The organism is Clostridium sp. MB05 (assembly GCF_046581255.1).
GTDB lineage: Bacteria > Bacillota > Clostridia > Clostridiales > Clostridiaceae > Clostridium.
Genome location: NZ_CP174370.1, coordinates 1,619,563 through 1,645,917 on the forward strand (window position 1 = coordinate 1,619,563; position 26,355 = coordinate 1,645,917).

General features: G+C 27.3%; 29 protein-coding genes. All 29 read left to right on the forward strand.

Annotation, left to right across the window (positions count from 1 at the left end; all coding sequences use genetic code 11):
* Positions 1-10 precede the first annotated feature (10 nt).
* Positions 11-370 carry a response regulator gene (locus ACH36K_RS07485; protein WP_411170314.1) on the forward strand — a complete coding sequence of 120 codons (360 nt, stop codon included), beginning with the start codon at positions 11-13 and terminating at the stop codon, positions 368-370.
* A gap of 21 nt (positions 371-391) precedes the next feature.
* A complete protein-coding gene (locus ACH36K_RS07490; RefSeq protein WP_322413014.1) occupies positions 392-790 on the forward strand; it encodes a chemotaxis protein CheW in 399 nt (132 codons plus the stop codon).
* Positions 791-806: 16 nt separating this feature from the next.
* Positions 807-1,802 (forward strand): flagellar motor switch protein FliM, encoded by a 996-nt coding sequence (gene fliM, locus ACH36K_RS07495; protein WP_411170315.1) that lies wholly within the window; start codon positions 807-809, stop codon positions 1,800-1,802.
* Positions 1,795-2,904 (forward strand): flagellar motor switch phosphatase FliY, encoded by a 1,110-nt coding sequence (gene fliY, locus ACH36K_RS07500; protein ID WP_411170316.1) that lies wholly within the window; start codon positions 1,795-1,797, stop codon positions 2,902-2,904. The genes fliM and fliY overlap by 8 nt, the downstream gene beginning before the upstream one ends.
* 182 nt (positions 2,905-3,086) lie before the next feature.
* A complete protein-coding gene (locus tag ACH36K_RS07505; protein WP_322545457.1) occupies positions 3,087-3,368 on the forward strand; it encodes a flagellar biosynthesis anti-sigma factor FlgM in 282 nt (93 codons plus the stop codon).
* Complete coding sequence (locus tag ACH36K_RS07510; RefSeq protein WP_411170317.1) at positions 3,361-3,771, forward strand: flagellar protein FlgN; 411 nt, start codon at positions 3,361-3,363, stop codon at positions 3,769-3,771. The genes ACH36K_RS07505 and ACH36K_RS07510 overlap by 8 nt, the downstream gene beginning before the upstream one ends.
* Positions 3,772-3,788: 17 nt before the next feature.
* On the forward strand, positions 3,789-5,624 hold the full coding sequence (gene flgK, locus ACH36K_RS07515) for a flagellar hook-associated protein FlgK (protein WP_411170318.1): 1,836 nt from the start codon (positions 3,789-3,791) through the stop codon (positions 5,622-5,624).
* Between the two features lie 11 nt (positions 5,625-5,635).
* On the forward strand, positions 5,636-6,631 hold the full coding sequence (flgL, locus tag ACH36K_RS07520) for a flagellar hook-associated protein FlgL (RefSeq protein WP_411170319.1): 996 nt from the start codon (positions 5,636-5,638) through the stop codon (positions 6,629-6,631).
* A 13-nt stretch (positions 6,632-6,644) separates the two neighbouring features.
* Positions 6,645-7,064 carry a flagellar assembly protein FliW gene (gene fliW, locus ACH36K_RS07525; RefSeq protein WP_411170320.1) on the forward strand — a complete coding sequence of 140 codons (420 nt, stop codon included), beginning with the start codon at positions 6,645-6,647 and terminating at the stop codon, positions 7,062-7,064.
* A 19-nt stretch (positions 7,065-7,083) separates the two neighbouring features.
* Positions 7,084-7,308 carry a carbon storage regulator CsrA gene (csrA, locus tag ACH36K_RS07530; RefSeq protein WP_411170321.1) on the forward strand — a complete coding sequence of 75 codons (225 nt, stop codon included), beginning with the start codon at positions 7,084-7,086 and terminating at the stop codon, positions 7,306-7,308.
* Between the two features lie 99 nt (positions 7,309-7,407).
* A complete protein-coding gene (locus ACH36K_RS07535) occupies positions 7,408-7,761 on the forward strand; it encodes a flagellar protein FlaG (RefSeq protein ID WP_411170322.1) in 354 nt (117 codons plus the stop codon).
* Positions 7,762-7,776: 15 nt separating this feature from the next.
* The gene (locus ACH36K_RS07540; RefSeq protein ID WP_411170323.1) at positions 7,777-8,067 is read left to right on the forward strand and encodes a hypothetical protein; all 291 of its coding nucleotides are present in this window, start codon (positions 7,777-7,779) and stop codon (positions 8,065-8,067) included.
* Between the two features lie 14 nt (positions 8,068-8,081).
* On the forward strand, positions 8,082-8,465 hold the full coding sequence (gene fliS / locus ACH36K_RS07545) for a flagellar export chaperone FliS (RefSeq protein ID WP_411170324.1): 384 nt from the start codon (positions 8,082-8,084) through the stop codon (positions 8,463-8,465).
* 108 nt (positions 8,466-8,573) lie between these two features.
* The gene (fliD, locus tag ACH36K_RS07550; protein WP_411170325.1) at positions 8,574-10,640 is read left to right on the forward strand and encodes a flagellar filament capping protein FliD; all 2,067 of its coding nucleotides are present in this window, start codon (positions 8,574-8,576) and stop codon (positions 10,638-10,640) included.
* A 2-nt stretch (positions 10,641-10,642) separates the two neighbouring features.
* Positions 10,643-10,984, forward strand: a complete 342-nt coding sequence (locus tag ACH36K_RS07555; RefSeq protein WP_411170326.1) for a flagellar protein FliT — start codon at positions 10,643-10,645, stop codon at positions 10,982-10,984.
* Between the two features lie 167 nt (positions 10,985-11,151).
* Positions 11,152-11,925 carry a flagellin gene (locus ACH36K_RS07560; protein ID WP_411170327.1) on the forward strand — a complete coding sequence of 258 codons (774 nt, stop codon included), beginning with the start codon at positions 11,152-11,154 and terminating at the stop codon, positions 11,923-11,925.
* Between the two features lie 136 nt (positions 11,926-12,061).
* Positions 12,062-12,838 (forward strand): flagellin, encoded by a 777-nt coding sequence (locus ACH36K_RS07565; RefSeq protein WP_411170328.1) that lies wholly within the window; start codon positions 12,062-12,064, stop codon positions 12,836-12,838.
* A 140-nt stretch (positions 12,839-12,978) separates the two neighbouring features.
* Entirely contained in the window at positions 12,979-13,752 is a 774-nt protein-coding gene (locus ACH36K_RS07570; protein WP_411170329.1) for a flagellin, read from the forward strand.
* Between the two features lie 138 nt (positions 13,753-13,890).
* Positions 13,891-16,050, forward strand: a complete 2,160-nt coding sequence (locus ACH36K_RS07575) for a glycosyltransferase (RefSeq protein WP_411170330.1) — start codon at positions 13,891-13,893, stop codon at positions 16,048-16,050.
* A 65-nt stretch (positions 16,051-16,115) separates the two neighbouring features.
* Complete coding sequence (locus tag ACH36K_RS07580) at positions 16,116-17,861, forward strand: glycosyltransferase (protein WP_411170331.1); 1,746 nt, start codon at positions 16,116-16,118, stop codon at positions 17,859-17,861.
* 92 nt (positions 17,862-17,953) lie between these two features.
* Positions 17,954-19,090, forward strand: a complete 1,137-nt coding sequence (locus ACH36K_RS07585) for a hypothetical protein (protein ID WP_411170332.1) — start codon at positions 17,954-17,956, stop codon at positions 19,088-19,090.
* Entirely contained in the window at positions 19,080-19,859 is a 780-nt protein-coding gene (locus ACH36K_RS07590) for a class I SAM-dependent methyltransferase (RefSeq protein WP_411170333.1), read from the forward strand. The genes ACH36K_RS07585 and ACH36K_RS07590 overlap by 11 nt, the downstream gene beginning before the upstream one ends.
* A complete protein-coding gene (locus tag ACH36K_RS07595) occupies positions 19,856-20,791 on the forward strand; it encodes a hypothetical protein (RefSeq protein ID WP_411170334.1) in 936 nt (311 codons plus the stop codon). Before ACH36K_RS07590 ends, ACH36K_RS07595 begins: the two co-directional genes overlap by 4 nt.
* Positions 20,792-20,844: 53 nt before the next feature.
* Positions 20,845-21,942 carry a DegT/DnrJ/EryC1/StrS family aminotransferase gene (locus tag ACH36K_RS07600; RefSeq protein ID WP_411170335.1) on the forward strand — a complete coding sequence of 366 codons (1,098 nt, stop codon included), beginning with the start codon at positions 20,845-20,847 and terminating at the stop codon, positions 21,940-21,942.
* 282 nt (positions 21,943-22,224) lie between these two features.
* Positions 22,225-23,082 carry a flagellin gene (locus ACH36K_RS07605; protein WP_411170336.1) on the forward strand — a complete coding sequence of 286 codons (858 nt, stop codon included), beginning with the start codon at positions 22,225-22,227 and terminating at the stop codon, positions 23,080-23,082.
* Between the two features lie 571 nt (positions 23,083-23,653).
* Complete coding sequence (flgB, locus tag ACH36K_RS07610) at positions 23,654-24,052, forward strand: flagellar basal body rod protein FlgB (protein ID WP_411170337.1); 399 nt, start codon at positions 23,654-23,656, stop codon at positions 24,050-24,052.
* A gap of 2 nt (positions 24,053-24,054) precedes the next feature.
* Entirely contained in the window at positions 24,055-24,459 is a 405-nt protein-coding gene (flgC, locus tag ACH36K_RS07615; protein ID WP_411170338.1) for a flagellar basal body rod protein FlgC, read from the forward strand.
* A 9-nt stretch (positions 24,460-24,468) separates the two neighbouring features.
* Positions 24,469-24,768, forward strand: coding sequence for a flagellar hook-basal body complex protein FliE (gene fliE, locus ACH36K_RS07620; RefSeq protein ID WP_411170339.1), 300 nt, complete (start codon positions 24,469-24,471; stop codon positions 24,766-24,768).
* 20 nt (positions 24,769-24,788) lie between these two features.
* Positions 24,789-26,351 carry a flagellar basal-body MS-ring/collar protein FliF gene (fliF, locus tag ACH36K_RS07625; protein ID WP_411170340.1) on the forward strand — a complete coding sequence of 521 codons (1,563 nt, stop codon included), beginning with the start codon at positions 24,789-24,791 and terminating at the stop codon, positions 26,349-26,351.
* The last annotated feature ends 4 nt before the right edge of the window (positions 26,352-26,355 follow it).

Genomic DNA, 26,355 nt, shown 5'->3' on the forward strand with positions numbered 1-26,355 from the left:
AGGGATTAAAATGACAAAAGTTTTAATAGTTGATGATGCAGCTTTTATGAGAATGATGATAAAGGATATATTACAGAAGAATGGATTTGAAGTTGTAGGAGAAGCTTGCAATGGTATAGAAGCAGTAAATTTATATAAAAAAGAAAATCCAGATGTAGTTACAATGGATATAACAATGCCAGATATGGATGGAATAGAAGCAGTTAAAGAAATTAGAGAGTTTGATCCAGGAGCAAAAGTCATAATGTGTTCAGCTATGGGACAACAATCAATGGTTATGGATGCCATTAAGTCAGGTGCAAAAGATTTTATTGTTAAACCATTCCAAGCTGATAGAGTTTTAGAAGCAATAAGAAAGGTAGTTGGTTAAAACTATTTAGGAGGAAGTTAAATGCAATTTGTAATATTTAAACTAGGTGAAGAACATTTTGCAGTGGAGACAGATAAAATATTAAGTATAAATGATATGATGAGTATCACAAGAGTGCCTAAAGCTCCAAATTACATAAGAGGTTTAATAAATCTTAGAGGGAGCATAAAGTCTTTAGTTGATATAAACTTATTGTTAAATATAGAGTCTGATAAAAAACAAAACAACATAATAATATTAAAAGTTGATGAAGAGGAAATTGGAATATCTGTAGATGAGGTTGAGGAAGTTATAGATATAGATGAGTATAAGTTGCAAAAATTAGAAACACATAATACAGAAGGATATATAAAAGGGGTAATTGACCTAGAGGGTAAATTACTAACAATAATAGACATAGAGAAACTATTAAATCACTAGGAAATGAGGGAGAGAAATGGCAGAGGTTTTATCACAGAGTGAAATAGATGCTCTCTTATCTGCCCTATCTACAGGAGATGTTGAACCAGAAGAACTAAAAGAAAAAGAAGAAAAGCATAAAATAAAAAAATATGATTTTAGAAGTCCTCAGAAGTTTTCAAAAGATCATATTAGAACTTTAGAAATGGTACATGATGCTTTTGCAAGAATAATTAGCAATTATCTTTCTGGACAGCTTAGAAAACATGTTAAAGTAGATATTCAAAGCGTGGAGCAGATAACATACGAAGAATTCATTCACTCTATTCCAAATCCAACTATACTTACTGTATTTAAGATGCCACCTTTGCAAGGTAATATATTACTTGAAATGAATCCTCAATTTTCATTTCAAGTGTTAGATATACTTTTAGGAGGAACAGGAAATAGAGAAGAGAGTGCAAAAGAATTCTCTGAAATCGATAAAAATATTTTATCAAATATAACTTCAGAAATGATAAAGAGCTTAGTACTAGCTTGGGATGGTATATTAGATGTAAAGCCAGAGTTTGAAGTCCTTGAAACTAATCCATCGGCTAACCAAACTTTAGCACCTAATGAGCCTGTTGCTTTACTTAGTTTTTCAGTTGAATTAGGAAAAAGCACAACATATATGAATTTATGTATTCCATATTTAAGTGTTGAAAAAGTATTAGACAAACTTGTTGTTCAATATTGGTTTAAGGTTGATGAATCTGAGCTTGAAGATGAGTCTAGAGAAAAGCTTAAAAAAGGTATAGAGCCTGTAGAGGTAAATATGCATGTTGAGCTGGGGAAAACACAAATAAATGTTGATGACTTTTTAAAGTTAGTTAACGGTGACGTTTTAATTTTAGATTCTCAATATAGTGATCCAGTTAAAGTTTTTGTAGAAGATGAAGAATATTTTATAGCAAAACCTGGGATTATGGGAAAAAACATAGGAATAGAATTTTTAGATATTTTAGATAAGGATGTGATTGAGAATGAGTAATGGGTTTTTATCTCAAGAGGAAATAGACTCATTGTTAAATGGGAGCACAGAGAATAAAGAGCCTGTGGCAATATCTGATATAGAGAAAGATCTTTTGGGTGAGATTGGAAACATATCCATGGGATCAGCATCAACAGCTCTTTATCAAATTATTAATAAACAAGTAAATATAACAACTCCAAAAGTAAAAATTACAACATTAAGAGAAATTAAAGATGGATTCAAATATCCTAATATAATTTTAGATGTAGAATATGTATCAGGAATAACTGGAAGAAATATATTAATAATGCAAACTAAAGATGCAGCTGTAATTGCGAATCTTATGATGGGTGGAGATGGACAAGTTGAAACTACTGAATTATCAGAAATAGAAGTAAGTGCTGTTCAAGAGGCAATGAATCAAATGATTGGTTCAGCAGCTACATCTATGGCAACTATGTTTGCAAGAGAAGTAAATATATCACCTCCAAAATCAAAAATATGGAATGATATAGCACAAAATATATCAGAGGACATACCAGAAGATGAAAAAATTGTAGAGGTATGTTTTGATTTAACTATAGAAGGGTTATTAAACTCTAATATAATGCAAATATTACCTATAAATACTGCGAAAAAAATAGTATCAATAATGATGGGTGAAGATGAAGAAGTTGCGACTGAAGTTGATACAGAAAAAGTTGTAAATGAAACTAAGACAAATAAAGAAAATAGTAGTAATTCATATAATATAGAAGAAAAGCCTATTCATATTGTGGAAGAAAGAAAAGTAGAAAAATCTGTAGAAGTACATGGAGCTACCTTTGCACCTCTTTCACAAGGAAATATAGGAGAATCTCATAAAAATATTGATTTAATACTAGATGTTCCATTAAATGTTTCTGTTGTTTTAGGAAGAACAAAAAAGAGCATTAAAGATATATTAAACTTAAGTACAGGATCTTTAATAGAATTAGATAAACTTGCAGAAGAACCTGTAGAGGTATTAATAAATGGCAAAAAAATAGCTTACGGTGAAGTTGTAGTTGTAGATGAAAATTTTGGAGTTAGAATAACTAGTATTATAAGTGGTGCAGATAGAATAAAATCACTTAAATAAATATATTTAAAGAAACTATATCAAATTAATTTGATATAGTTTTTTTGTATTAGATAAATTTAACTTAAAGGAAATGTTAACAGATAAAATATAAGTGAAATTAACTATTTTCAATTAATGTATAAACTTATAACTAAGAAATACGATAAATAAATATATAAGAATATTATTAGGAGGAGATTATGAATATTAAAGGTGTAGGTTATACAAATGGAATTAACTATTATAATAAAGTAACTTCTAATAAAATAGATAGATTAGAAAAGAAACAATCTTATGATAGGATTGAATTATCAGAAGTAGCTAGAACATTAAATGATTATTCAGTAAATGATGTTAATTATGATAATAGTAAGAAAATTTTAGAAATTAAAAACATGATTCACAATGGAGTATATAAATGTGATGCAAAGCTTATTGCTAAAGAAATGATATATACCATGAGAGGGCAAAAATATGATTAATAATTTAAAGAATGTACTTATGGATGAAGAAGCAGAATTAAATGAATTATTAGTTTTATTAGATAAACAATATAAATTAATTATAAATAAAGATGTATTTGGAATGGAGTCTATAGTAGAAGAGATAAAGCTAAAAAATAAAACTGTAGCAGAAATTGAAGTTAATAGAAGAAGGGCTTTGGGAAAACACTCTATTAAAGAGATAGTAGAAGATTCAAAGGATAATGATTTAGATGACATATACAGAAGAATACAAAAACTATTAAATGAAATGATACTTCAAAAGGATACAAATGAGTTACTAATAAAGCAACAATTAAGCTTTACAAATAAGCTTTTAAATTTAATAAATCCTAAGAGAGATGTACCTGTATATAATTCCTATGGAACTATAAAGAGGTAGTAAGCGGAGGCGAAGAAATGTCAGGATTATTTTCAACATTTAATATAGCAAAAAGAGGTATGAATGTACAACAAAAAAGTATAGATGTAACTTCTCACAATATTGCAAATTCTAATACCGTTGGGTATTCAAGACAAAGAGCTAAAATAGAAACAACTAGACCTTTTGGTGGCCCATCAATGGGGTCATCAATTCAACCTGGTCAAATGGGAACAGGTGCACAAATACAAGCGATAGAAAGAGTAAGAGATAACTTTTTAGATTATCAAGTAAGGGGAGAGAATTCCGTATTAGGAAAGTACGATTTAAGAAATAACTTTCTTTATGAAGTAGAAAGTGTTTTTAATGAACCGTCAGACACAGGAATTTCAACATTAATGGGAAAGTTTTTTGATTCTTTTCAAGAGTTATCTAAGCAACCTAACAGTTCAAATGCTAGAACTGTAGTGGCTCAGCAAACAGCAGCATTAACAGATGCTTTAAATGCCACCTATACAAAGCTTGAAGGCTTACAAACTAATTCACAAGATATGCTTAAAAGTTCAGTTACTGAAGTGAATAGCTTATTGGAGCAACTAGATAGAGTAAATCAAGAAATAATCAGTGTTACTGTAGCCGGAAATACACCAAATGATTTAATGGATAAAAGAGATTTACTGTTAGATCAACTAAGTTATAAATTTTCAATACAAGTTGATAAAAGAGAATTTAATGGTATAGATTTAAAACCAACAGAGGTTGGTAGTATGAAAGCACCACTTTTAGTTAATTCTAGTCCTAATGGTGATGCAGCAAGATTTTCATATGTAACTAATGTAGAACTAGATACTAGTGATTTTTCTGGGAAAACATATATAGTTACATATTACAAAAATGGAAATGTGGATAGTGATGCTAATAAGCAAACTTTAAAAGTGACAGGAATAACTCCAGAGCAAGCTAAAGAGATTAAAGATAATAGAATTATATGGGCAGATAAAAATGGTCAAGCAGCTAAAGGAGATGGATATCCAATAAGAGATGGAGAAGTTATAAGTTATTCTCAACTTATGGTGTTCAAGCCTCAATCTGGAAATGTTAATGGATTAGTATCTGTTCAAAAAGATATAGAAGATTACATGAATCAATTAAACAAATTAGCCAAAGCAATGGCTTTTTCAGTAAATGCAATTCACAGTGGAATTGAAGATCCTCTAAATAACACAGCAGGAGCTGAAAAAGATTTTCTTCCTTTCTTTGTTAATAAAGATATAGCTAAATATGGAGGTAATGGAGTTTTAGGGAATTTAGATCAAACATTACTAGCTGAGAAAGATATAACAGCTAAAAATATTTCTGTAAATAAGGAAATATTAGAAGATGTAATGAAGATAAAAACTAAAACACATGATGATTTATTTCCATATACTCATGAAAATATTATGGATGGAGATAGCGATGGAGCTAGAGCTTTAGCTATTGCACAACTTAGAGATTCATTAATAAGAATTCAAGATATAAATGAAACTGTAATAACAAGAAAAGATATGTTTGATAAATTTAAGGGAGGAAATTCTCTTTTAAATAATGGACTTAAGATTGAAAATAGTACTTCAGGAATGAAGATGGATTCTTACTTTAAGGACACTATAGATAGATTAGGAGTACAAACGCAGGAAGCTCAAAGAATGGTAACAAACCAAGAAGATTTATTATATAGCATAGAGGAAAGTAGAGCATCTGTATCAGGTGTAAATTTAGATGAAGAAATGGCTAATTTGGTACAATTCCAACATGCATATAATGCAAATGCAAAAATAATATCAACAGTAGATGAACTTTTAGATGTAATAGTAAATGGCTTAAAGAGATAGGAGGTAAGTAAATGAGAATTACAAATCAGATGATGAGCAAAAGCTTTTTAAAAGATCTTGGCAGAAATCAAGGGTATATGAAAAAATTAAACGATCAGCTTACTTCAGGAAAGGAAATTAGAAGACCTTCAGATAATCCTTTTAAAGTAGCTAGAAGTATGCAATTGCATAGTGATATAGGATCGAATATTCAATATAATGAAAATATAAAAGATACAACAAACTGGTTAGATACAACTGATACAGCTTTAGAACAATTAGGAAATAGCTTTCAAAGATTTAGAGAACTTATGGTTTCAGCGGGTAATGCAGCTTATGGAAGTGATGAGAAAAAAGCTATTAGAGATGAAATGAATGAAAAGGTAAATGAAATATCACAAATATTAAATACAAGCTTTGATGGTAAATATATATTTGGAGGAACTAAGGGAAGTTCAAAACCATTAGCATCTAACAAAGATATAGTAACAGGAAATAATGTTCTTAATTTAAGTGGAAAAAATGGAGAAATTTTAGAATTAGATAATTTGGATCCAGAAGTTGAAAATCAAATAAATATGATTAATAAGAAACTTTGTGTTGAGGTTTCTCAAGGCGTTGTTATGGATTATAGTGTCTCAGCAACAGATGTATTGCTATTTAAAGATAAAAATGGATCAGATGTAAATGTAATTAATTTACTTAAAGATATTACAAATAATATAGCTTCACTTGATCCGAATGAGAGTAGCAAAGTAACAAATGAAAATTTAAAAACTATGGATGAAACTATATCAAATCTCTTAAAGATAAGAGCAGAAGTAGGTTCAAAACAAAATAGAATGGAATCTGCAGGAAATCAAAATGAAGAACAAAATTTTAACTTGAAGGATATTTTATCACAAACAGAAGATATAGATTTTGCAGAAAAAAATATTCAAGCAACGGTAGCTCAAAGTGTATATATGGCATCTCTTCAAGTAAGTGCAAAAATAATTCAACCATCACTGTTAGATTTCCTAAGATAGGAGAAGATATAATATGGAATTAACATCACCAATACATGGGAAAATGATATATGAAGATAATGAAATAATAAACTTTGTAAAAGGAATACCAGGCTTCGATAATTTAAAAAAATATATAATAAAAGAAGTAGAAAATGATAGTCCTTTTAATATATTACAATCAATAGAAGATAAAGATATAGGCTTTATAATAATTCCTCCATTTTTTATATATAATGATTATGAAATAAAATTAAGTGAAGAAATTATAGAAAAGCTAAATATAGAAAATCAAGAAGATGTTTTATTATATTCAATTGTAACATTAAATTCTAAAGTAGAAGATATAACAGCAAATTTAAAGGCGCCTCTAGTAATAAATATAAAAAATAAAAAAGGGGAACAATATATTATAGATAAAGAAAAATATAGTATAAAAGAAAAAATATATTAATTAAAAAGGTGGGTTAAATTTGTTAGTTATAACAAGAAAAAAAGGAGAGTCTGTTTTAATAGGTGATGATATAGAGATTTCAATTTCTAAAATCGAAGATGGAAGTGTAAAACTTGGAATAAAAGCGCCTAAAGAAATGACTATATTAAGAAAAGAGCTTTATGAAGAAGTTCAAAATGAAAATAGAGAAGCAACTAAAATTAATGTAAATCTAGATATACTAAAAAATATTAGTAAAAGATAAATATATTTAACTAATTTTAAATAATCTTATAGAAAATATATAATAACTTGATTTAAATTACAGATTTCATATTTACTAATTTAAGGAAAGGGGGAAAAGATGATGGAAATAAAGGTTACAAGTCAAGGAGGACAAGCTAACCTAAATGTGGTAAAAAATGCAGAAGTTAAGCAAGTTGTAGTGAACAAGGATGTAATTGAAGCTGTAACAACTAAGGATAAAGGATATAGAGAAGAAGATATAACAAAGGCTATAGACAAATTAAATAAATTTCTAAAAGATGAACATACCTATGCAGAGTATTCTATCCATGAAAAGCTTGGAGATGTAATGATTAAAATAATAAATCAAGATACAAAGGAAGTAATAATGGAATGTCCACCTAAGAAAATTTTAGACCTAGTAGCAAAAATGTGCGAGCTAGTAGGGATTGCAATAGACAAGAAGGCTTAATAGGGGAGGGTAACTATGAATTTCTTACTAAATAAAATAGACACAGATCTTAGAAGAAAGATTTATGAAAAAACAAAAGATGGTAAGGTTCATAGAAAATCAAGCATAATCATTAATAAAGATAGCGAAAAGCAAAAGAAAAAATTTTTTGATGAATATGTAAAAGAAGAGAGAGAACAGATGAAACATAATAAAATTACTGTTGATGCCACAAAGCCAGAAAAACCCACTATAAGCCTTAATGGTGAAAAAGAAGAAAACTTAAATGCAATAGGTTATGGTACCTTTTTAGATGTTAAAAAGTAGGAGGAAACAATAAAATGTATGGTAATAATGCATTAAACGTATATAAAAATAACAGCGTAAACTACGCATCAAAGGAACAATTATTATTAATGTTAGTAGATGGAGCTGTAAAGTTTTCAAAAATAGCAAGAGAATCTTTAGCTAATAAAGATATTAAAAAAAGTCACGAAAACTTAGTGAAAGTTCAAGATATATTTACAGAATTAATGGTAAGCCTAGATCAAAATGCAGGAGAGTGGGCAAGGCAAATATATAAAGTTTATGAGTTTATAAAAACAAAATTAGTAGAAATAAATTTAAAGAAAGATACTCAGGCAATGGATGAATTAATGCCAGTAATAGAAAACGTAAGAGATACATGGTATGAAGCATATGAAATTGCAAAAAACTCTAAATAAAATTACAAATTAGAATTAAAAGATAGTTAATATAAATTTAAAAATTAAATTAGATTTTCTAACATTAAATGTTATTTTTATTTGTTAATTATCAACAAGGAGGGTAAAATGAGGGTAACAGGTTTAGCAACAGGTTTAGATATGGATCAAATAGTTAAAGATTCTATGAAACCTTATAGAATAAAAATAGATAGAAAAGGTCAAGAAAAAGAAATACTTGAAATAAAACAAAAGCTTTATAGAGAAGTATTAAAGGACTCTAGGGAATTTTATAATAAATATTTTGATGTTAATAAGAAGGATAGTATGCTTCTTACTCAAAACTGGTCAACTGTAAAGTTAAAATCTTCTAATGAAGACATATTAACTGTTACAGGTGGTAGTGATGCAAAAGCAGAAAATTATACAATTACAGGTACTACAGCGACTGCAGCCAAAATGGTAATAACAGCAGGAATAGCTGAAAATGACAAACTAGTTATAAATGGGAAAGATTTCATTTTAAAAGGATCTACAGAAAAAGAGAGAGCCAATAATTTAAATAGAGAACTAAAAGAATCAGGAATTAATGTATCTGTTAGATATAGTGATTTTGCAGGGACTGAAGCTGGAAATGTAAAAGGCTTTATATTTGAATCTACGGTTTTAGGTAAAGACAGTACATTTACTATTGGAGGAAGCTTGAGTAGTAGCGCTGGAATAAAAGTAGACGGTAAAAATGCAACAGCAGCAACTATAACAGGTTTTAAAGCAAGTGATTTTAATATAAGTGGTACGAATACCATTAAATTAACTATAGATGGAGAAGAAAAATCTATTGCTATTGATGGAAAAAGCATTGAAAAAAATGACGCTTCAGGTATAGATAATGAAAAATTACAAAAAGTTTTAAATGAAAGTTTAAAAGAATATAAGTTATCTGCTGTAGTTGATGTAAGTGGAGATATTACATTTAAGAGTACAGTTTTAGGTAAAGATGTTGTGGATCCTAGTATTAACATAAATAGTAAGACAGGCTCTTTTAAACTGGGAGAAGATGCAACTTTTAGTACAAACACCTTAAAGATAACTGATGTAGAGAATAAAAGAATATCTATTAATGGCAATGTTATTGATTTATCTAAAAAAGATTCATCTGAAGGTTTAGAAACGTATTTAAATAAAGTTTTAAAAGAACAAGGTATAAACATTGCTGCTAAGTCAGATGGAACGAATATAGTATTAACTTCTGATAAAGCTGGAGCAGATTATAAAGTAGATGTAGCTATTGTACCAGCTGATGCTAAAGTTTCTGACCCATCTAGAGGTGCAGAAATTATATTTAAAGATAGTAAGGGTGGAGTTTATAAACATACAGAGAACTCTAATACAATAACACTAGATGGAGTAACATTTAAATTTACGGGTGATATACCAGCAGAAGGTGTTAAAGTAACAGGGAAAACAGATACAACTGAAACTAAAGATAAATTAGTAAATTTTATTAATGATTATAATAAGTTAATAGAAAAAATAAATACATTTACAATGGAAAAAAGAGATAAAAGCTTTATGCCATTAACAGAAGAGCAAAAGAAAGGAATGTCAGAAAGTGAAGTAAAGCTTTGGAATGAAAAAGTCCAAAAAGGACAACTTAGTAGAGATTCTGATTTAACTAGAATTGCAAATAGTATGAAGCAAGCAATGAGAACTTTAGTTGAAGGCAGTAGTATCAACTTAGAAAAGATAGGTATAAAGCCTGTAGCAGATTATTCTGGAGTAAAAAATGGGACATTTACTGTAGATGAAAATAAGTTGACAGAAGCATTAGAAACAAATGCAGATGAGATTGTTAATATGTTTACTAAAATAAAACCAACTAATGAAAGTCTTTCATCTAACCAAAAATATGTAGGTACTGGAATAATGCAAAGGTTAAAAGAGGTATTAAACAGTGAAGTAGTAACAGTTAGTTCTCCAATCATTAAAAAAGCCGGAATTGAAGGATCATCTACAGCATATACAAATGATATAACTAGATCCATGCAAAAATATGAACAAAAAATGAAAGATATGGAAAGGGACTTTTCAAGAAGAGAGCAACTTTTATATAGTAAATATGCTAAATTAGAAAATATTATGAATAAATATAATTCCCAACAAGGTTACTTAATGCAACAATTGGGAATGAAATAATTATGATGTTAGAGGATTTATTAGAAAAGTATAAGGAAATTACTAAAGCTACACTTGAATATTTAAAAGATGATTTTAAATTAGAAGAAGTTGATAAGGCTATGGTTGAGAGAGAATTATTAATTAAAGAAATATTTAAAGGTGATACTTTAGCTAATGCACAAATAAGAGAATTATACTTATCAAAGGGATTACTGGAGTTAGATAATATTTTACATGATTCTATAGAAAAGTCACAGAAAAAAATAAAGTTAGAAATAGCTGAATTAAATAAAAGAAAAAATGCTAGTAATGCATATGAAAGTAATAAAAGAATAAATAGTTTTTTTAGTACAAAAATTTAAAAAAATTATAAATTACTATAAAGTTAAAATTTTATATACGATATTTATACTATGAAGCTTAATAAGCTTAGCTTTATATTTAGAGTTTCTATAGCTAAATGATAGAGGTTTTGAATATAAAATAAAAAGACAAGGATGTCAATTTAAAAATCAAGGAGGAATTTATAATGATTATTAATCACAACATGAATGCAATTAATGCACACAGAAACATGACAAACAATACTAATGCATCAGGAAAGTCAATGGAGAAACTAAGCTCAGGATTAAGAATAAACAGAGCTGGAGACGATGCAGCAGGACTTTCAATCTCAGAAAAAATGAGAGGACAAATTAGAGGATTAGATCAAGCATCAAGAAACTCTCAAGATGGTATTTCCTACATTCAAACAGCTGAAGGAGCATTAACAGAAGTTTCTTCTATGTTAACTCGTATGAAAGAATTAGCAGTACAAAAAGCTAATGGAACTAACAATACTGAAGATACAGCTAACATAAACTTAGAAATGAATACTTTAAAAGATGAAGTAAAAAATATTACAGATAACACTAAGTTTAATGGTAAAAATGTATTTACTTCAGCAGTAGATATTACAGTAACTCAAGATGCAGTAGGATTATTAAATATAGGAGCTGCTACTCTTACAAAAACTATAGCATTAAATAGTGGTAGTAGTGTAGGTGCTATTGAAGCTGCAATAGATGAAGTTAACTTACAAAGAGCAACTTATGGATCACAACAAAACAGATTAGAACATACAATAAACAACTTAAACACTACAAGTGAAAACTTAACAGCAGCTGAAAGTAGAATAAGAGACGTTGACATGGCTAAAGAAATGATGAACTTCTCAAAGAATAACATTCTTCAACAAGCAGCTCAAGCAATGATTAGCCAAGCTAACCAACAACCACAAGGTGTTTTACAATTATTAAGATAAGTTACACTTTAAATCTATGATATAGCTAGGGAAGTTTACTCCTCAGAAGTATTGAAGAGGAGTAAACTTATTAAAACATTAAAGTTAAAAAAATAAAGACAAGGATGTCAACTTAAAAATCAAGGAGGAATTTATAATGATAATTAATCACAATATGAATGCAATCAATGCACACAGAAACATGACAAACAATACTAATGCATCAGGAAAATCAATGGAAAAGTTAAGCTCAGGTTTAAGAATAAACAGAGCTGGTGATGATGCAGCAGGACTTTCAATTTCAGAAAAAATGAGAGGGCAAATCAGAGGATTAGATCAAGCAGCAAGAAATTCTCAAGATGGTATTTCTTATATCCAAACAGCTGAAGGAGCATTAACAGAGGTTTCTGCTATGTTAACTCGTATGAAAGAATTAGCAGTTCAAAAAGCTAATGGAACTAATAATACTCAAGATACAGCTAATATAGACTTAGAAATGAATACTTTAAAAGATGAAGTAAAAAATATCACAGATAATACTAAGTTTAATGGTAAAAATGTATTTACTTCAACTAATGTAGCTATTACAGTAACTCAAGATGCAGCAGGATTATTAAATATAGGAGCTGCTACTCTTACAAAAACTATAGCATTAGGTAGTGGTAGCACTGTAGGTCAAATTGAAGCTGCAATAGATGAAGTTAACTTACAAAGAGCAACTTATGGATCACAACAAAACAGATTAGAGCATACAATAAACAACTTAAACACTACAAGTGAAAACTTAACAGCAGCTGAAAGTAGAATAAGAGACGTTGATATGGCTAAAGAAATGATGAACTTCTCAAAGAATAATATTCTTCAACAAGCAGCCCAAGCAATGATTAGCCAAGCTAACCAACAACCACAAGGTGTTTTACAATTATTAAGATAATTGATACTTTAAATCTATGATTTAGTTATGGAAACTTACTCCTCAGAGGTATTGACGAGGAGTTTCCTTATTAAAATATTAAAGTTTTTTAATAAAATAAAGACAAGGATGTCAATTTAAAAATCAAGGAGGAATTTATAATGATAATAAATCACAATATGAATGCAATTAATGCGCACAGAAACATGACAAACAATACTAATGCATCAGGAAAGTCAATGGAAAAATTAAGCTCAGGTTTAAGAATAAACAGAGCTGGAGATGATGCAGCAGGACTTTCAATTTCAGAAAAAATGAGAGGACAAATCAGAGGATTAGATCAAGCATCAAGAAACTCTCAAGATGGTATTTCTTATATCCAAACAGCTGAAGGAGCATTAACAGAAGTTTCTGCTATGTTAACTCGTATGAAAGAATTAGCTGTTCAAGCAAAAAATGGAACAAATAATGCTGAAGATACAAAAAATATTGAGTTAGAAATGGATACATTAACACAAGAAATAAGTAACATTAATACTAATACTAAGTTTAATGGTAAAAATGTATTTACTTCAACTGTTGAAATTACAGTAACTCAAGATGCTGCAGGATTACTAACTATAGGAAAAGCTGCATTAGGAGATACATTAGCTTTAACAAGTAAGAGTACTGTTGCTAACATTGAAGGAGCAATAGATGAAATAAACTTACAAAGAGCAACTTATGGATCACAACAAAACAGATTAGAACATACAATAAACAACTTAAACACTACAAGTGAAAACTTAACAGCAGCTGAAAGTAGAATAAGAGACGTTGATATGGCTAAAGAAATGATGAACTTCTCAAAGAATAATATTCTTCAACAAGCAGCCCAAGCAATGATTAGCCAAGCTAACCAACAACCACAAGGTGTTTTACAACTTTTAAGATAATTTAAATAATTATAAAGTGTAGTTAATTTATTAAAATTAACTACACTTTTATTTTTTTTATTTTAATAGATTTTAAATTATCAATTAATTTCATTAAGAAATTAATTAATAATTCGACAATTAATAAGAGGTGATAATATGAAGCTAAGTATTGCAATGATGGTTAAAAATGAAGAGAAAAATTTAGAAGAGACACTAAAATCTATAAAAGCAATTAATGAAAAATTGAATGTAGAAATAATAATTGTAGATACGGGAAGTACAGACAATACTGTTGAAATTGCTAAAAGATATACAAATAATGTGTTTTTTCACCAATGGATGGATGATTTTGCACAAATGAGAAATATTTCATTAAGTTATTGTACTGGTGATTGGGTTTTAGTTTTAGACGCAGATGAAGTAATTGAAGACCCAGAAGAAATAGTAAGATTATTTACCAGTAAAAAAATAGATAAATATAATACTGTAACTGTTCAAATAAAAAACTTTACAGATAGTTCCAAGACGAATAGTAGTTTAGGAAATATATATAGATTATTTAAAAGAGATTCAGCTCTTAAATATATTGGAATAATACATGAGAGGCCTATATGTAAAAATCCTATATTAAACTCTAATATAATACTTAACCATAAAGGATATATCAGTGATGACTATGAATTAATGGAGTATAAATTCAAAAGAAACACTAATCTTTTATTGAAATTTATAGAAGAAAATGGCGATGATATATATACATATTTTCAATTATCACAAAGTTACTTTTTAGCTCAAAAAGAAAAAGAGGGATTAGTTTATATAAATAAAGCAGTAAATATGATAGGAAATAATGATAAATTATTTAAAAAATATTTATTTGTATTTGCTACATATTATAAGGAGCTATATTCAGTAAAAGAATATGATAAATGTATACAAATATGTAAAAAAGTAATGAATGTAGATAAAAATGTTTTAGATACTTATTATTTATTAAGTGTTTGTTATTTTAATAAAGGCAATTATCAAGAAGCAATAAGATATGGGGAAAAATATTTTGAAGTTAGAAAATCAAAAGAAAATAATAATTTTAATGTTGATATTAATTTAGAAGAATTTTCATTAGATAGAGAAGAGGAAATTATAGAAGTAGTATCTGTATCTTATGTAAAGTTAGAAAAATATATTAATTCATATAATTTAATAAAATCTAAAGATATAGATATTAAAAAAGATGCAATTTTACAGACATATTGTACATCTATAATTATGTTAGATAAAATAGAAGATTTAAAAATATTATTAAAGGATAATGATTCCGAAAATATATATGATTTTATAATAAATTCAATCAATAATAAAATTTTAAAAATAGATATAGATGCTAAGAATGAAACCTTAAAGAAATATTTAAATATTGATAATGTGATAGATATATATCTAAAAATAGTTGAAATGAGACAAGCAGAAGATATAGAGAAATTATCAATAAATTTTAATATCTATAGTCAATGGAAAGCTGATATATTAACGGAGTTAATAAATAAAGATAAAGAGTATATTAAATTTTTATATGATTTAGATTATAACGCTATAAGAAAATATATATTTAAATTAACTATGGATTATAGCTGTATAAAAATTTTATTAGAATATAGCAAGGACAAAATATTGACTACTAATTTGAGTGAACTTATGGTGTTAGACCATATAGAGGAAATGCTAATACAAAGTAGCAGAATAATTGGAGAAAATTTTAAATCCCTAGTAAATAGAAGATTAATTAATAAATATAGATTAATTAATAAAATTTATACTGAAGAAGTATTAGAAATAGATAAATATAAGAGTATATTATCAAAGGAAGAAAAGTTTTGGTATAAACTTAGAGATATAATAAATGATAAGGAATATGATTTGGTAAATGTTATAAGAAATTTAAAATCTCATGTAAAAGAATATAACTCCTATAAAGAAGTTTATGAAGTTATACAAAGTGAAATAGAAAATATAAGTAATGATAAAAATCTTGCAGAAGAAAAGCAGGAAGCTTTAACATTAGTTAATGAGTTAGTTAATTTAGGTGAATTATCTTCAGCTAAAAATATGATTAATGAATTAAGTATGATTGTAGGGAATAGTTCAGAAATATATAATGTTGAAGGTGTAATAAATTATATAGAAGGTAATATGTATGGAGCGTTAGATAAACTTTTAAATGGATACATAGTTAACAGTAAAAATAAAGACATTATATATAATATAAATGAGATATTACTTCAAATTGGTAGAGGTAATGATTTAATTGAAATATAAATAACTAGTATTTAACAATATGTTAATTAAAAATTTTAAGTAATTTAAGAATGGATGTGAAGTTATTGGAGTTTAATAGAGAAAAATTTACAAAAAAAGATATAAAAAGATTAGTAGAAGAGGGAGACATACAAACTGCAAAATGCCTTTTAGAAGAATACAAAGATGAAAATAGAGATGATATAGATATTTATTCAATTGAAGGAGTTATATCTATTATTGAAGGTAATAATGATAAAGCAAGAGAAATAATAGAGAAAGGACTCTCAATAGATTCAGATAATTTTGATTTATTATATAACTTAGCATATTTATATAAATATAATAATGAAAATGACTTAGCGATTAATTATTATGAGAAGGCTTTAAAAAATGCTAAGAATGAAAAGGAGTCAGATACTGTATATGAAGCCTTAAAAGAACTAGATGTAGAGGTAATAGAAAATAACACAACATATGAAACTGGAAATGAAACTAGAGAAATAGAAGATGAGCTAGATAACTATAAAAAAGAATTTAAAAATAATATTCAATATTTAATATCTCAAGAATTATTAAAAGAAGCTAAAGATATGATAACTCAATATGAAGAAATAGTTAAAGATGATGTAGAGATTTACTCTATTAAAGGTGTTATAGCAATTCTAGAGAATAATATTGATAGAGCTGAAGAAATATTAAAAGAAGGCTTATTTATATATGGAGAAAACTTTGATTTGAATTATAATCTTGCTTATCTTTATGAGTTGAAAGAAGACCATATAAAAGCATATGAGTTTTATAGTAAGGCTAATAAATATGTAGAGAATTTACAAATGGAAAAAGAAATTATAGATATATTAAGTAAATATAGTGAATTACATGAAATTAAAATACACAATGAAAAATTGGAAATAGAAAATTCAATTTATCCAAAAGTGACAATTATTATTCCAACATATAATCAAAAAGAATACTTAAAGAAAGCAATAGATAGCTGCCTTCAGCAGGATTATCCAAATTTAGAGATATTAGTAGGGGATGATTGTTCTACAGATGGTACAGATAAGATGATGATGGGGTATTATAACTGTGGGCGAATTAAATATATAAGAAATAAGACTAATCTTGGTGCTGGTATTAATAGTCAAAATTTAATGGAAAAATATGTATCATCAAAATACGGAATGATTTTGAATCATGATGATTATTTAATAAAAAATGATTATATATTTAAAGCCGTAAGCTTTTTGAAAGAAAATCCTAATGTATCATTTGTATGGGCTAATTGCAAAATAAAAAATGAAATCTCAGGAAAGGAAGTGTATACACATTTTGAAAATAAGAGAATTTTAAATGGACTTGATTACTTTATCAATTATGAAACAACGGTTTATACACATATTATAGGATCACTAACCACAGTATTTGATATAGAAAAATTAAAACTTACGGAATTTGGGCGTGAGAAAACCAAAAGTAGAGATACGTTTTTATATTTAAATCTTATGCTAGTTGGAGATGTTGGATTTATTAATGAGTGTGTTGCTGTATATAGAATACACAAAAATGGAATAAGTCTTAATATACCAATTGAATTTGATTACTCTACAATAAAAGAATTTGAAAAGTTAAAATCATATATAATAAGTAAGAAATTGGTGGATGAAGATGAGATGGAAACTTGGATTATTAATAGAGTTTTTTCTTATGTTCATTGGAGGTTTACTACTTTATGGGATTGTGGAAATAAAAAGCAAGCATTGGATTTATTAATAAGTATTTCTAAGAAATATAAATATTCATATGAAAAAATTGTATCTATTATTTAAATTTCAAAATTCAAACTATTTCGGATAAGGGTGAATTTAAAAGATTAAATAAATTTTTTACAATAGCGAGTAATAGAAAGCGAAGTGGTTTTATGTATGTCAATAAGAGAAAATGTGTTTTAATTTTTTCAGGATTTAATCAAAGAGCAATAGTTTCATTTTTGCGTACATTAAATGAAAAGAAAGTAGATTATGCAATTATAGCAAAATCTAAGGACGATGATATATTTCTTACGAAGTATAAAGATAAAGTTTTAGCTATACGTAATTCAGTAACTCTTATATTAGATGATTTATTATCAACTATTAAAGAGGTTAAGGAACAATGTAATGAAAGGGAATACATTATTGCTCCTACAACTGAAGCATTAAATAGATTACTAATTGAAGAAAGAAAGTCATTTGAGAAAATTGGTTGTATAATTCCATTGGTTGAGAAAGAATTATATGAATTGGTTTCTGATAAATATAGTTTTGGAGAAATTTGTTTGCAAAATCACATTATAGTTCCTAAAAAATTTGAATTTAGTTTAAATTTAACATTGCCAATAGTGGCTAAGCCTAAAAAGTATTTTTCATCTTCGAGAAGAGAGGTTTTATCACCTATAATAATAAAAGATTCAGAGGAACTTGAGTTATTCTATAAAAATTATAACACTGAAGATTTTTACTACCAAGAATTTTTAGAGGGAAGAAGTCTTTACTTACTTTATTATTTTCATAGAAATGGTATGATTTATAAGTTTTCACAAGAAAATTTAGTACAACAGCCAGAGGGTAAGTCTATGTTAGCTGCTATTTCAACAAATTTTCATAACTCAGAAGAATCTTATAAATATGAAAAATTATTTCAATCTTTTAAGTTTAATGGTTTAGTAATGGTAGAAGTAAAACAAAAGGATAATGTAAATTATATGATAGAAGCTAACCCAAGATTTTGGGGACCATCTCAACTTTTTGTAGATGCAGGAGTGAACTTTTTTGAGGCTTTTCTACATGATTATGGATTGATAGAATCCTTACCTAAACTTAAACCTATTAAAAATCCAATAAAATATTTTTGGCTCGGAGGTATTATGATGACCTTAAAAAACAACTTGAATTTAAATTTTTATAATATAGTTGAAAATGAATTTCTTAATTTTTTACCAAAATGGATAGAAAATGATATATATAGAAGAAATGATACAATAGAAATTTTTAAAAAGGAGTTTTTAAATGGACGATAGTATTTTGAAACTTAAAAATATGTATTATGCAAAAAGCAAACATTCAAATTATCAAATTCTTTCTAAAAAATTGAAAGAAAAAATAGGAAATATAGATGCAGATATTAAATTTACTTATGAAAATGAACGATTAGAATATATTTTAAAAAATTTAAATATAAAGAATAAGACGGTTTTAGATATTGGTGGAAATAGTGGCTTTTTTACTTTAGAAATGATAGATAATGGTGTTAATAGTGTTCATTATTATGAAGGTAATGAAACTCATTCAGAGTTTGTAAAATTAGCATCGAAAGTACTGAATTTAGAAAATAAAATAGAAGTTACTAACAGATATTTTTTATTTAATGAATTAGATAAATTTAAAAAAAATAAATATGATATTACTCTATTACTAAATGTTTTACATCATGTAGGAGATGATTATGGAGATGTTGAGCTTTCAAAAGAGAAGGCAAAAGAAAGTATTATAGAACAAATAAATAGCCTTTCAACAATAACAAGAATATTAATTTTTCAGCTAGGATTTAATTGGAAGGGAACTAGAAGTATGTGTTTATTTGAAAATGGTACTAAGAAGGAGCTAATTGATTTTATAGCAGAAGGAACTAATGATAATTGGCAAATAACTCAAATTGGTATAGCTCAGTTATCAAAACAAGAAATCAAATATTATGATTTAAATAATAATAATATTTGTCGTAATGATGAATTAGGTGAATTTTTAAATAGACCAATTTTTATAATGCAATCGAGGAGATATTTATGATATTTGAAAAAAAAGGATTAGTATTTAATGTAGATAAAACATCAGAGTGGGCATATAGTCATTGTCATAAACCAACACCATTATTAATAGATGATAAAACGGTAAGAGTTTATTTTGGAGTTAGGGATAAGGGGAATCATACTAGAACAACTTTTGTTGACATTGATATTTCAGATATGAATAACTTAAAGGTTATTTATATTCACGATAAACCGGTTATAGACTTAGGAAAAATAGGGGCGTTTGATGATTCAGGTGCAAATGTATGCTCTGTAATTAGAGAAAAAAATTTGATTTATATGTATTATATAGGATGGAATCCTAGTACAACAGTTCATACAAGGAATTCAATTGGTTTAGCAGTAAGTGAGGATAATGGTTATACATTTAAACGGTTATATGATGGACCTATATTAGATAGGAATAAAGAAGAACCTTACTATACAGGTGCTATTGATGTAATAAAGGAGAAAGATATATGGAAATGTTATTACACAAGTGGAACTGAATGGAAAATTATTAATGACAAGCCTGAGATATGTTATCATATAAAATATGCTACATCTAATGATGGAATAAATTGGAACAGAGAAAATGTAGATTGTATATTGCCAAATAATTCTTATGAAGCTGTAGCTAGACCTTGTGTAATATTTGATAATGGAATTTATAAGATGTGGTATAGCAGAAGGATGATAGATGGATTTAGAAAAAATATAGAAAAAGGCTATAGGGGCGGATATGCAGAGTCAAAGGATGGAATCAATTGGATAAGATTAGATGATGAAATAAATATTGATCTATCAAAATCAGGATGGGATTCAGAGGCTATTTCATATCCATATGTAATTAAAGTTAATGATTTATTTATTATGTTTTATAATGGAAATGGATTTGGTAAAACAGGGTTCGGATATGCTATCAGTAAATGATTATTGTTATATATCAAATAAGAATTATTATAAAATTGATGTGAGGCAAAATTATGGGTAAACTAATTCAAGTAACACGTTCGTCAATGCCAAATTTTGAGGAGTACATAGAAGAAATTAAAGATTTATGGGAAAGCTGTTGGCTTACTAACATGGGTACAAAACATAAGGAGTTAGAGAAAGCATTATTAGAGTATTTAAATACTCCTAATATTACACTTTTTACTAATGGACATCTTGCATTAGAATGTGTTATAGAAGCTTTAAATATTACTGGGGAAGTTATAACAACTCCATTCACATTTGCTTCTACAACTCATGCTATAGTAAGAAATGGATTGGAACCAGTATTTTGTGATATAAATCCTTATGATTATACTATAGATGTGGAAAAGTTGGAAAGTTTAATAACAGATAAAACTTCAGCTATTATTCCGGTTCATGTCTATGGAAACATTTGTAATATTAAAGAAATTGAAAGAGTCGCAAATAAGCATAATCTAAAGGTTATTTATGATGCTGCACATGCTTTTGGTATAACGATAGAAGGAGTAAATGTCGCTAACTTTGGAGATGCTTCTATGTTTAGCTTTCATGCTACAAAAGTATTTAATACTATTGAAGGTGGGGCATTGACTTATAAAAATGAAGAATTATCTAAAATATTACATGACATAAAGAATTTTGGTATTACAGGATCAGAATCCGTTGAATATGTGGGTGGAAATGCTAAAATGAATGAATTTCAGGCAGTAATGGGTATTTGTAACCTTCGTCACGTAGACAAAGAAATAGAAAAGAGAAAGTCTGTAGTAGAAAGATATATTGAAAGATTAAGTAATGTTAATGGAATTAAGTTGTGTAAACCTCAAAGAGGAGTAAAGAAAAACTATGCTTATTTCCCAGTAGTATTTGATGGCTATAAATTAAATCGTGATGAAATATTTGAAAAGTTAAAAGAAGAAAATATTTTTGCTAGAAAATATTTTTATCCACTTACTAATAGTTTTGAATGTTATAAAGGGAGATTTGATATTCAAAAAACACCTGTTGCCCAATATATATCAGATAGAGTTTTATGTCTTCCACTCTATGCGGATTTGGATTTAGAAGATGTAGATAGAATTTGTGATATTATTTTGAATGACTAATTTTAAATTATAGGATCTAAGTAGTTGAATGTTTAGTTATTATTATATGAAGAGCATTATAGTAGTAGAAGTATTGAACAGATATTTATCTAATTATTTGTAAGTTTCTAGAGTTTTATTTTTAGGATAATAAAATTATACATATAGTGAAGAATATAAAAATATTATCTAGTTAACAAATAGAAATAACTTCTATTTATATTTATAATATAAAGAATTTTATTAAAATAACGATAATTTAAAAATAAAGAATAAATTAATATAAATATAGGAGAGAATATTATGAGATTAAATCAAAATATGCAATCTTTAAATGTATATAGAAATTATAAAAAGAATTTATCAGTTCAATCATCAGCTTTAAATAGGATAAGTACAGGAAGTAAAATAAACTCTGCAAAGGACAATCCTAATAAGTTAGGAGTTAGTGAAGGTCTAAGAATGCAAATTAGAGGCTTGCAAATGGCAGAAAAAAATTTACAAGATGGAGTTTCTATGATACAGGCTACAGATGGAGCTTTATCAACTATTAGTGAAGCTTTAATAAGAGTAAAAGAATTAACAGTTCAAGCACAAGGAGTAAAAACTGACGAGGATTTGAAAATAATTCAAGTAGAAATAAATCAATTAAAAGAACACATAGATCATACGGTTAATAATGCTGAATTTAATGGAGTTAAGCTATTAAATTCAGATAAAGTTACAAATAATAATTATCCTAAGTATTTAAATCATGTAGTTGGAGCAAATGCAAAGGAAGAAATAAATATACCTATATTTAATATAACTACAGATATGCTTATTGATTCAGAAGGAAATTCATTAAAAGATATGGATGCAACTAATAAAAATAATTTAGAGAAAAATTTAAAAATTATAGAATCATCAATTAGTACTGTAAATTCTGTACGAAGTAGATATGGTGCAATTCAAAATAGAATGGAAACATCATCACAAAATTTAAGTGGAAGTTCTTTTAATTTAGAAAGTGCAGAAAGCCGAATTAGAGATTCAGATTTAGCCTTAGAAATGGTAGAATATTCAAGAAATTCAATTCTACACGAAACTTCAATAGCTCTAATGCAACAAACTAACAGATTTCCACAAGATGTTTTAAGAGTTCTTGAAAATATGAAATAATTTATCTACAGAGGAATTTTGAAAATTCCTCTGTTTTTTATTTAGGAACACAAGATTCTACTAATATATATAAATAATTATACAATATGAAAAAATAAAATTAGATAAATTAAATAATTATTATAGTATAAATATAAAAAAATGAAAAAAATTTTTATGAAAAATTATTATAGAAAAATAATTTAGATTAAATTATAGATTTAATGCAACAAACTAACAGATTTCCCCAAGAATTTTAAGAGTTTTAGAAAATATGAAATAAATTTATCGACAGAGGAATTTTCAAAATTCTTCTGTTTTTTTCTTTTTTTTAAAATAAATACAATGTTTTTGATAATATGCATAAAAATAATGTTACAATATGTAAAAATATATAGAATTCGATAAATTAAATGATTATTAGGTTATGAATGTAAAAATTTGAGGATGATTTTTATAAAAATTATTATAGAAAAATAATTTAGATTAAACTATAATATAAAAGTAGGAAAAATTTCGTAATTAATGCAATAAATAAAAAATATTTTTCTAAATTATAGAATAAAAAATGTTGTTTTAGGGAGAGAAGCTTATGAATATAAATAATAACGACAAAACATTGCAATTTATAAAACTTGGATTAGATGCTTCCTCATTAAGAGGTAAGGTAATAGCAAATAATATGTCGAATATAAACACTAAAGATTACAAGAAGTCCTATGTTTCGTTTGAAGAAAATTTATCAAAGGCTAAAGAAGATTTTAGCTTGAAGAAAACTAACAAAAATCATTTATCTGGTAATTTAAATGATTCTTTAATCAAAGTAGAAACAGACAAAAGTACAAGCATGAGAACTGATGGTAATAACGTAGATATGGATTTAGAAAAAGTAAATCAAGCATCAAATACATTAATGTACAATGCTTTAATTACTCAAGCAAATTCGAAATTAAATATGACAAAGAGTGTTATATCAGGAGGAAATAGATAATTATGGGTTTATTTAATACTATGAGAATAAGTGCAAGTGGTTTATCAGCAGAAAGATTAAGAATGGATACAATAACGTCCAATATAACAAATGCTACAACAACAAGAGGGAAAGATGGAAAACCTTATGTTAGAAAAATTGCCGTATTTCAAGAAAATTTAGATAAGGCAAAGGAATTAAATGGTGTAAAGGCTGTTGGAATAGTAGAAGATGAATCTCCACTAAGAAGAGTTTATGATCCTAGCCATCCAGATTCTGATAAAGATGGTTATGTTACTATGCCTAATGTTAATTTACTTAATGAAATGGCAGATATGATAGCATCATCTAGAGCTTATGAAGCGAATGTTGATACTTTAAATGCTACAAAAGGTATGTTCACAAAATCATTAGAGTTAGGAAGGTAGAGATAAGAAATGATAATAAATAATTTTGTTCCAACTGAAAAGGTTTTTGAAAATAATATAGTGTCTGATAATAAAGTTAATTCTAATGGAAGTAATTTTCAAAATATTTTAAAGGATAGTTTAGATAAAGTAAATGAAAAACAAGTTGAAGCTGATAATATAACAAATGACTTCATTTCAGGGAAAAATGTAGATGTTCACCAAATGATGTTAGGTATGGAAGAAGCGAAGATGTCACTTCAATTAGCAATACAAGTAAGAAATAAAGTTGTTGAAGCAGTACAGGAATTAACTAGAATGCAATTGTAATATGGTAAGGAGTGCTATTGATGAATAAGCTTAAAGAAAGCTTTAGCAAGTTGTGGGAAAAATTCAAATCATTTAGTAAAGGTATAAGAGTTGCAATAATAATTGCTTTAGTAACAGTCATTATTGCAATAGGATCTTTGGTTTTTTATAGTTCATCTACTAAATATAAGGTATTATTTTCAAATTTAGATCCAAGTGATGCACAACTTGTAACAAATAAGCTAAAGGAAAAAAAAGTAGATATGAAGATTGAAGGAGAAACTATAATGGTTCCAAAGTCTTCAGTTGATGAATTGAGATTAGAGCTTGCACCAGAACTTTCAGGAGGAAGTAAAGGATACGAGCTAATGGATACAGGAAATTCATTTGGTATGACAGATGAAGAATTTAAGTTAAAGAAATTAGTAATGCAACAAGGTGAGTTAGAGAAAACTATAAAAAGTTTTCCTCAAATAGATACAGTAAGAGTACATATAACCCCTTCAAAGGATTCAGTTTTTGTAAAAGATAAAGAACCTGGAAAGGCAGCAGTTTATTTAAAACTGATTCCAGGAAATAAATTAGGTAAAGAACAAGTTGAATCAATAGTTGCACTTGTTTCAGGTAGTACCGAAAACATACCTAAAGAGAATATAGAAGTAATAGATAGCAATATGAATCTTCTTACTAAAGATTTAAATAAATCAGAAGGTGGAGAAGTAAGCGCAGAATCTATAGAAAAACAATTTTCTTTAGAAAAAAAATATGAAGAGGATCTTCAAAAATCAATAGTTGAGCTTTTAGAACCAGTAGTAGGAAAAAGTAAGGTTAAAAGTTCTGTTAATGTTGATTTAGATTTTGATTCAAAACAAAAAACACAAACAACAATAGATCCTAATAAAGTTATTGTGAGTCAACAAACTGTTAAGGAAAATAATGGAGCAGGAGCAGGACAAAACAGTCAAGGGCCTGTAGATAATAATATGGGAAATACCATAGAAGAAAAAAATACTAATAATAATTCTTCTAGGGAGGAAGTAAGCACTAATTATGAAAGTGGGAAAACTGAAGTTAAGACTATTAGTGCACCAGGTGAAGTTAAAAGACTAACAGCATCTGTATTTATAGATGGAAATATAGATGGAAATGTACAAGCTGCTATTGAAAAATCTGTAGCAAATGCAGTAGGTCTTAACACCGAGAGAGGAGATAGTGTATCAGTAGTTGGAATGACATTTGATCCGCTTACTAAAGAAGAAGCTCAAAAAGAATTTGATTCTATAAATGAATTATTAGCAAAAGAAAAGAGAAATAAAATAATATTATATGCAGTTTTAGGTATATTAGCACTTATTGGTGTAATAGTAACTTTAATTTTAATTAGAAAGAAATCTAAGAAGAAGGAAGCGGCAAAAGAAAACTTATTAGATGTTATCATAGATGATAGACTTTCAGGAGAAGATACAGTAGCTATGCCGTCTATAAACTTTGAAAGTATAAATCCAAAAGCTCATATAGAGAATGAAATAAAGCAATATGCAACTGACAAACCAGATCAAGTAGCAGATATAGTGAAATCTTGGTTGGCTGAGAATGAGAGGTGATAAG

Excerpts from the sequence above, each read along its gene's own strand:
- ACH36K_RS07485 (WP_411170314.1), top strand. The coding sequence starts at position 11 with ATGACAAAAGTTTTAATAGTTGATGATGCAGCTTTTATGAGAATGATG.
- ACH36K_RS07490 (WP_322413014.1), top strand. The coding sequence starts at position 392 with ATGCAATTTGTAATATTTAAACTAGGTGAAGAACATTTTGCAGTGGAG.
- fliM (WP_411170315.1), top strand. The coding sequence starts at position 807 with ATGGCAGAGGTTTTATCACAGAGTGAAATAGATGCTCTCTTATCTGCC.
- fliY (WP_411170316.1), top strand. The coding sequence starts at position 1,795 with ATGAGTAATGGGTTTTTATCTCAAGAGGAAATAGACTCATTGTTAAAT.
- ACH36K_RS07505 (WP_322545457.1), top strand. The coding sequence starts at position 3,087 with ATGAATATTAAAGGTGTAGGTTATACAAATGGAATTAACTATTATAAT.
- ACH36K_RS07510 (WP_411170317.1), top strand. The coding sequence starts at position 3,361 with ATGATTAATAATTTAAAGAATGTACTTATGGATGAAGAAGCAGAATTA.
- flgK (WP_411170318.1), top strand. The coding sequence starts at position 3,789 with ATGTCAGGATTATTTTCAACATTTAATATAGCAAAAAGAGGTATGAAT.
- flgL (WP_411170319.1), top strand. The coding sequence starts at position 5,636 with ATGAGAATTACAAATCAGATGATGAGCAAAAGCTTTTTAAAAGATCTT.
- fliW (WP_411170320.1), top strand. The coding sequence starts at position 6,645 with ATGGAATTAACATCACCAATACATGGGAAAATGATATATGAAGATAAT.
- ACH36K_RS07535 (WP_411170322.1), top strand. The coding sequence starts at position 7,408 with ATGATGGAAATAAAGGTTACAAGTCAAGGAGGACAAGCTAACCTAAAT.
- ACH36K_RS07540 (WP_411170323.1), top strand. The coding sequence starts at position 7,777 with ATGAATTTCTTACTAAATAAAATAGACACAGATCTTAGAAGAAAGATT.
- fliS (WP_411170324.1), top strand. The coding sequence starts at position 8,082 with ATGTATGGTAATAATGCATTAAACGTATATAAAAATAACAGCGTAAAC.
- fliD (WP_411170325.1), top strand. The coding sequence starts at position 8,574 with ATGAGGGTAACAGGTTTAGCAACAGGTTTAGATATGGATCAAATAGTT.
- ACH36K_RS07555 (WP_411170326.1), top strand. The coding sequence starts at position 10,643 with ATGATGTTAGAGGATTTATTAGAAAAGTATAAGGAAATTACTAAAGCT.
- ACH36K_RS07560 (WP_411170327.1), top strand. The coding sequence starts at position 11,152 with ATGATTATTAATCACAACATGAATGCAATTAATGCACACAGAAACATG.
- ACH36K_RS07565 (WP_411170328.1), top strand. The coding sequence starts at position 12,062 with ATGATAATTAATCACAATATGAATGCAATCAATGCACACAGAAACATG.
- ACH36K_RS07570 (WP_411170329.1), top strand. The coding sequence starts at position 12,979 with ATGATAATAAATCACAATATGAATGCAATTAATGCGCACAGAAACATG.
- ACH36K_RS07575 (WP_411170330.1), top strand. The coding sequence starts at position 13,891 with ATGAAGCTAAGTATTGCAATGATGGTTAAAAATGAAGAGAAAAATTTA.
- ACH36K_RS07585 (WP_411170332.1), top strand. The coding sequence starts at position 17,954 with ATGTATGTCAATAAGAGAAAATGTGTTTTAATTTTTTCAGGATTTAAT.
- ACH36K_RS07590 (WP_411170333.1), top strand. The coding sequence starts at position 19,080 with ATGGACGATAGTATTTTGAAACTTAAAAATATGTATTATGCAAAAAGC.
- ACH36K_RS07595 (WP_411170334.1), top strand. The coding sequence starts at position 19,856 with ATGATATTTGAAAAAAAAGGATTAGTATTTAATGTAGATAAAACATCA.
- ACH36K_RS07600 (WP_411170335.1), top strand. The coding sequence starts at position 20,845 with ATGGGTAAACTAATTCAAGTAACACGTTCGTCAATGCCAAATTTTGAG.
- ACH36K_RS07605 (WP_411170336.1), top strand. The coding sequence starts at position 22,225 with ATGAGATTAAATCAAAATATGCAATCTTTAAATGTATATAGAAATTAT.
- flgB (WP_411170337.1), top strand. The coding sequence starts at position 23,654 with ATGAATATAAATAATAACGACAAAACATTGCAATTTATAAAACTTGGA.
- flgC (WP_411170338.1), top strand. The coding sequence starts at position 24,055 with ATGGGTTTATTTAATACTATGAGAATAAGTGCAAGTGGTTTATCAGCA.
- fliE (WP_411170339.1), top strand. The coding sequence starts at position 24,469 with ATGATAATAAATAATTTTGTTCCAACTGAAAAGGTTTTTGAAAATAAT.
- fliF (WP_411170340.1), top strand. The coding sequence starts at position 24,789 with ATGAATAAGCTTAAAGAAAGCTTTAGCAAGTTGTGGGAAAAATTCAAA.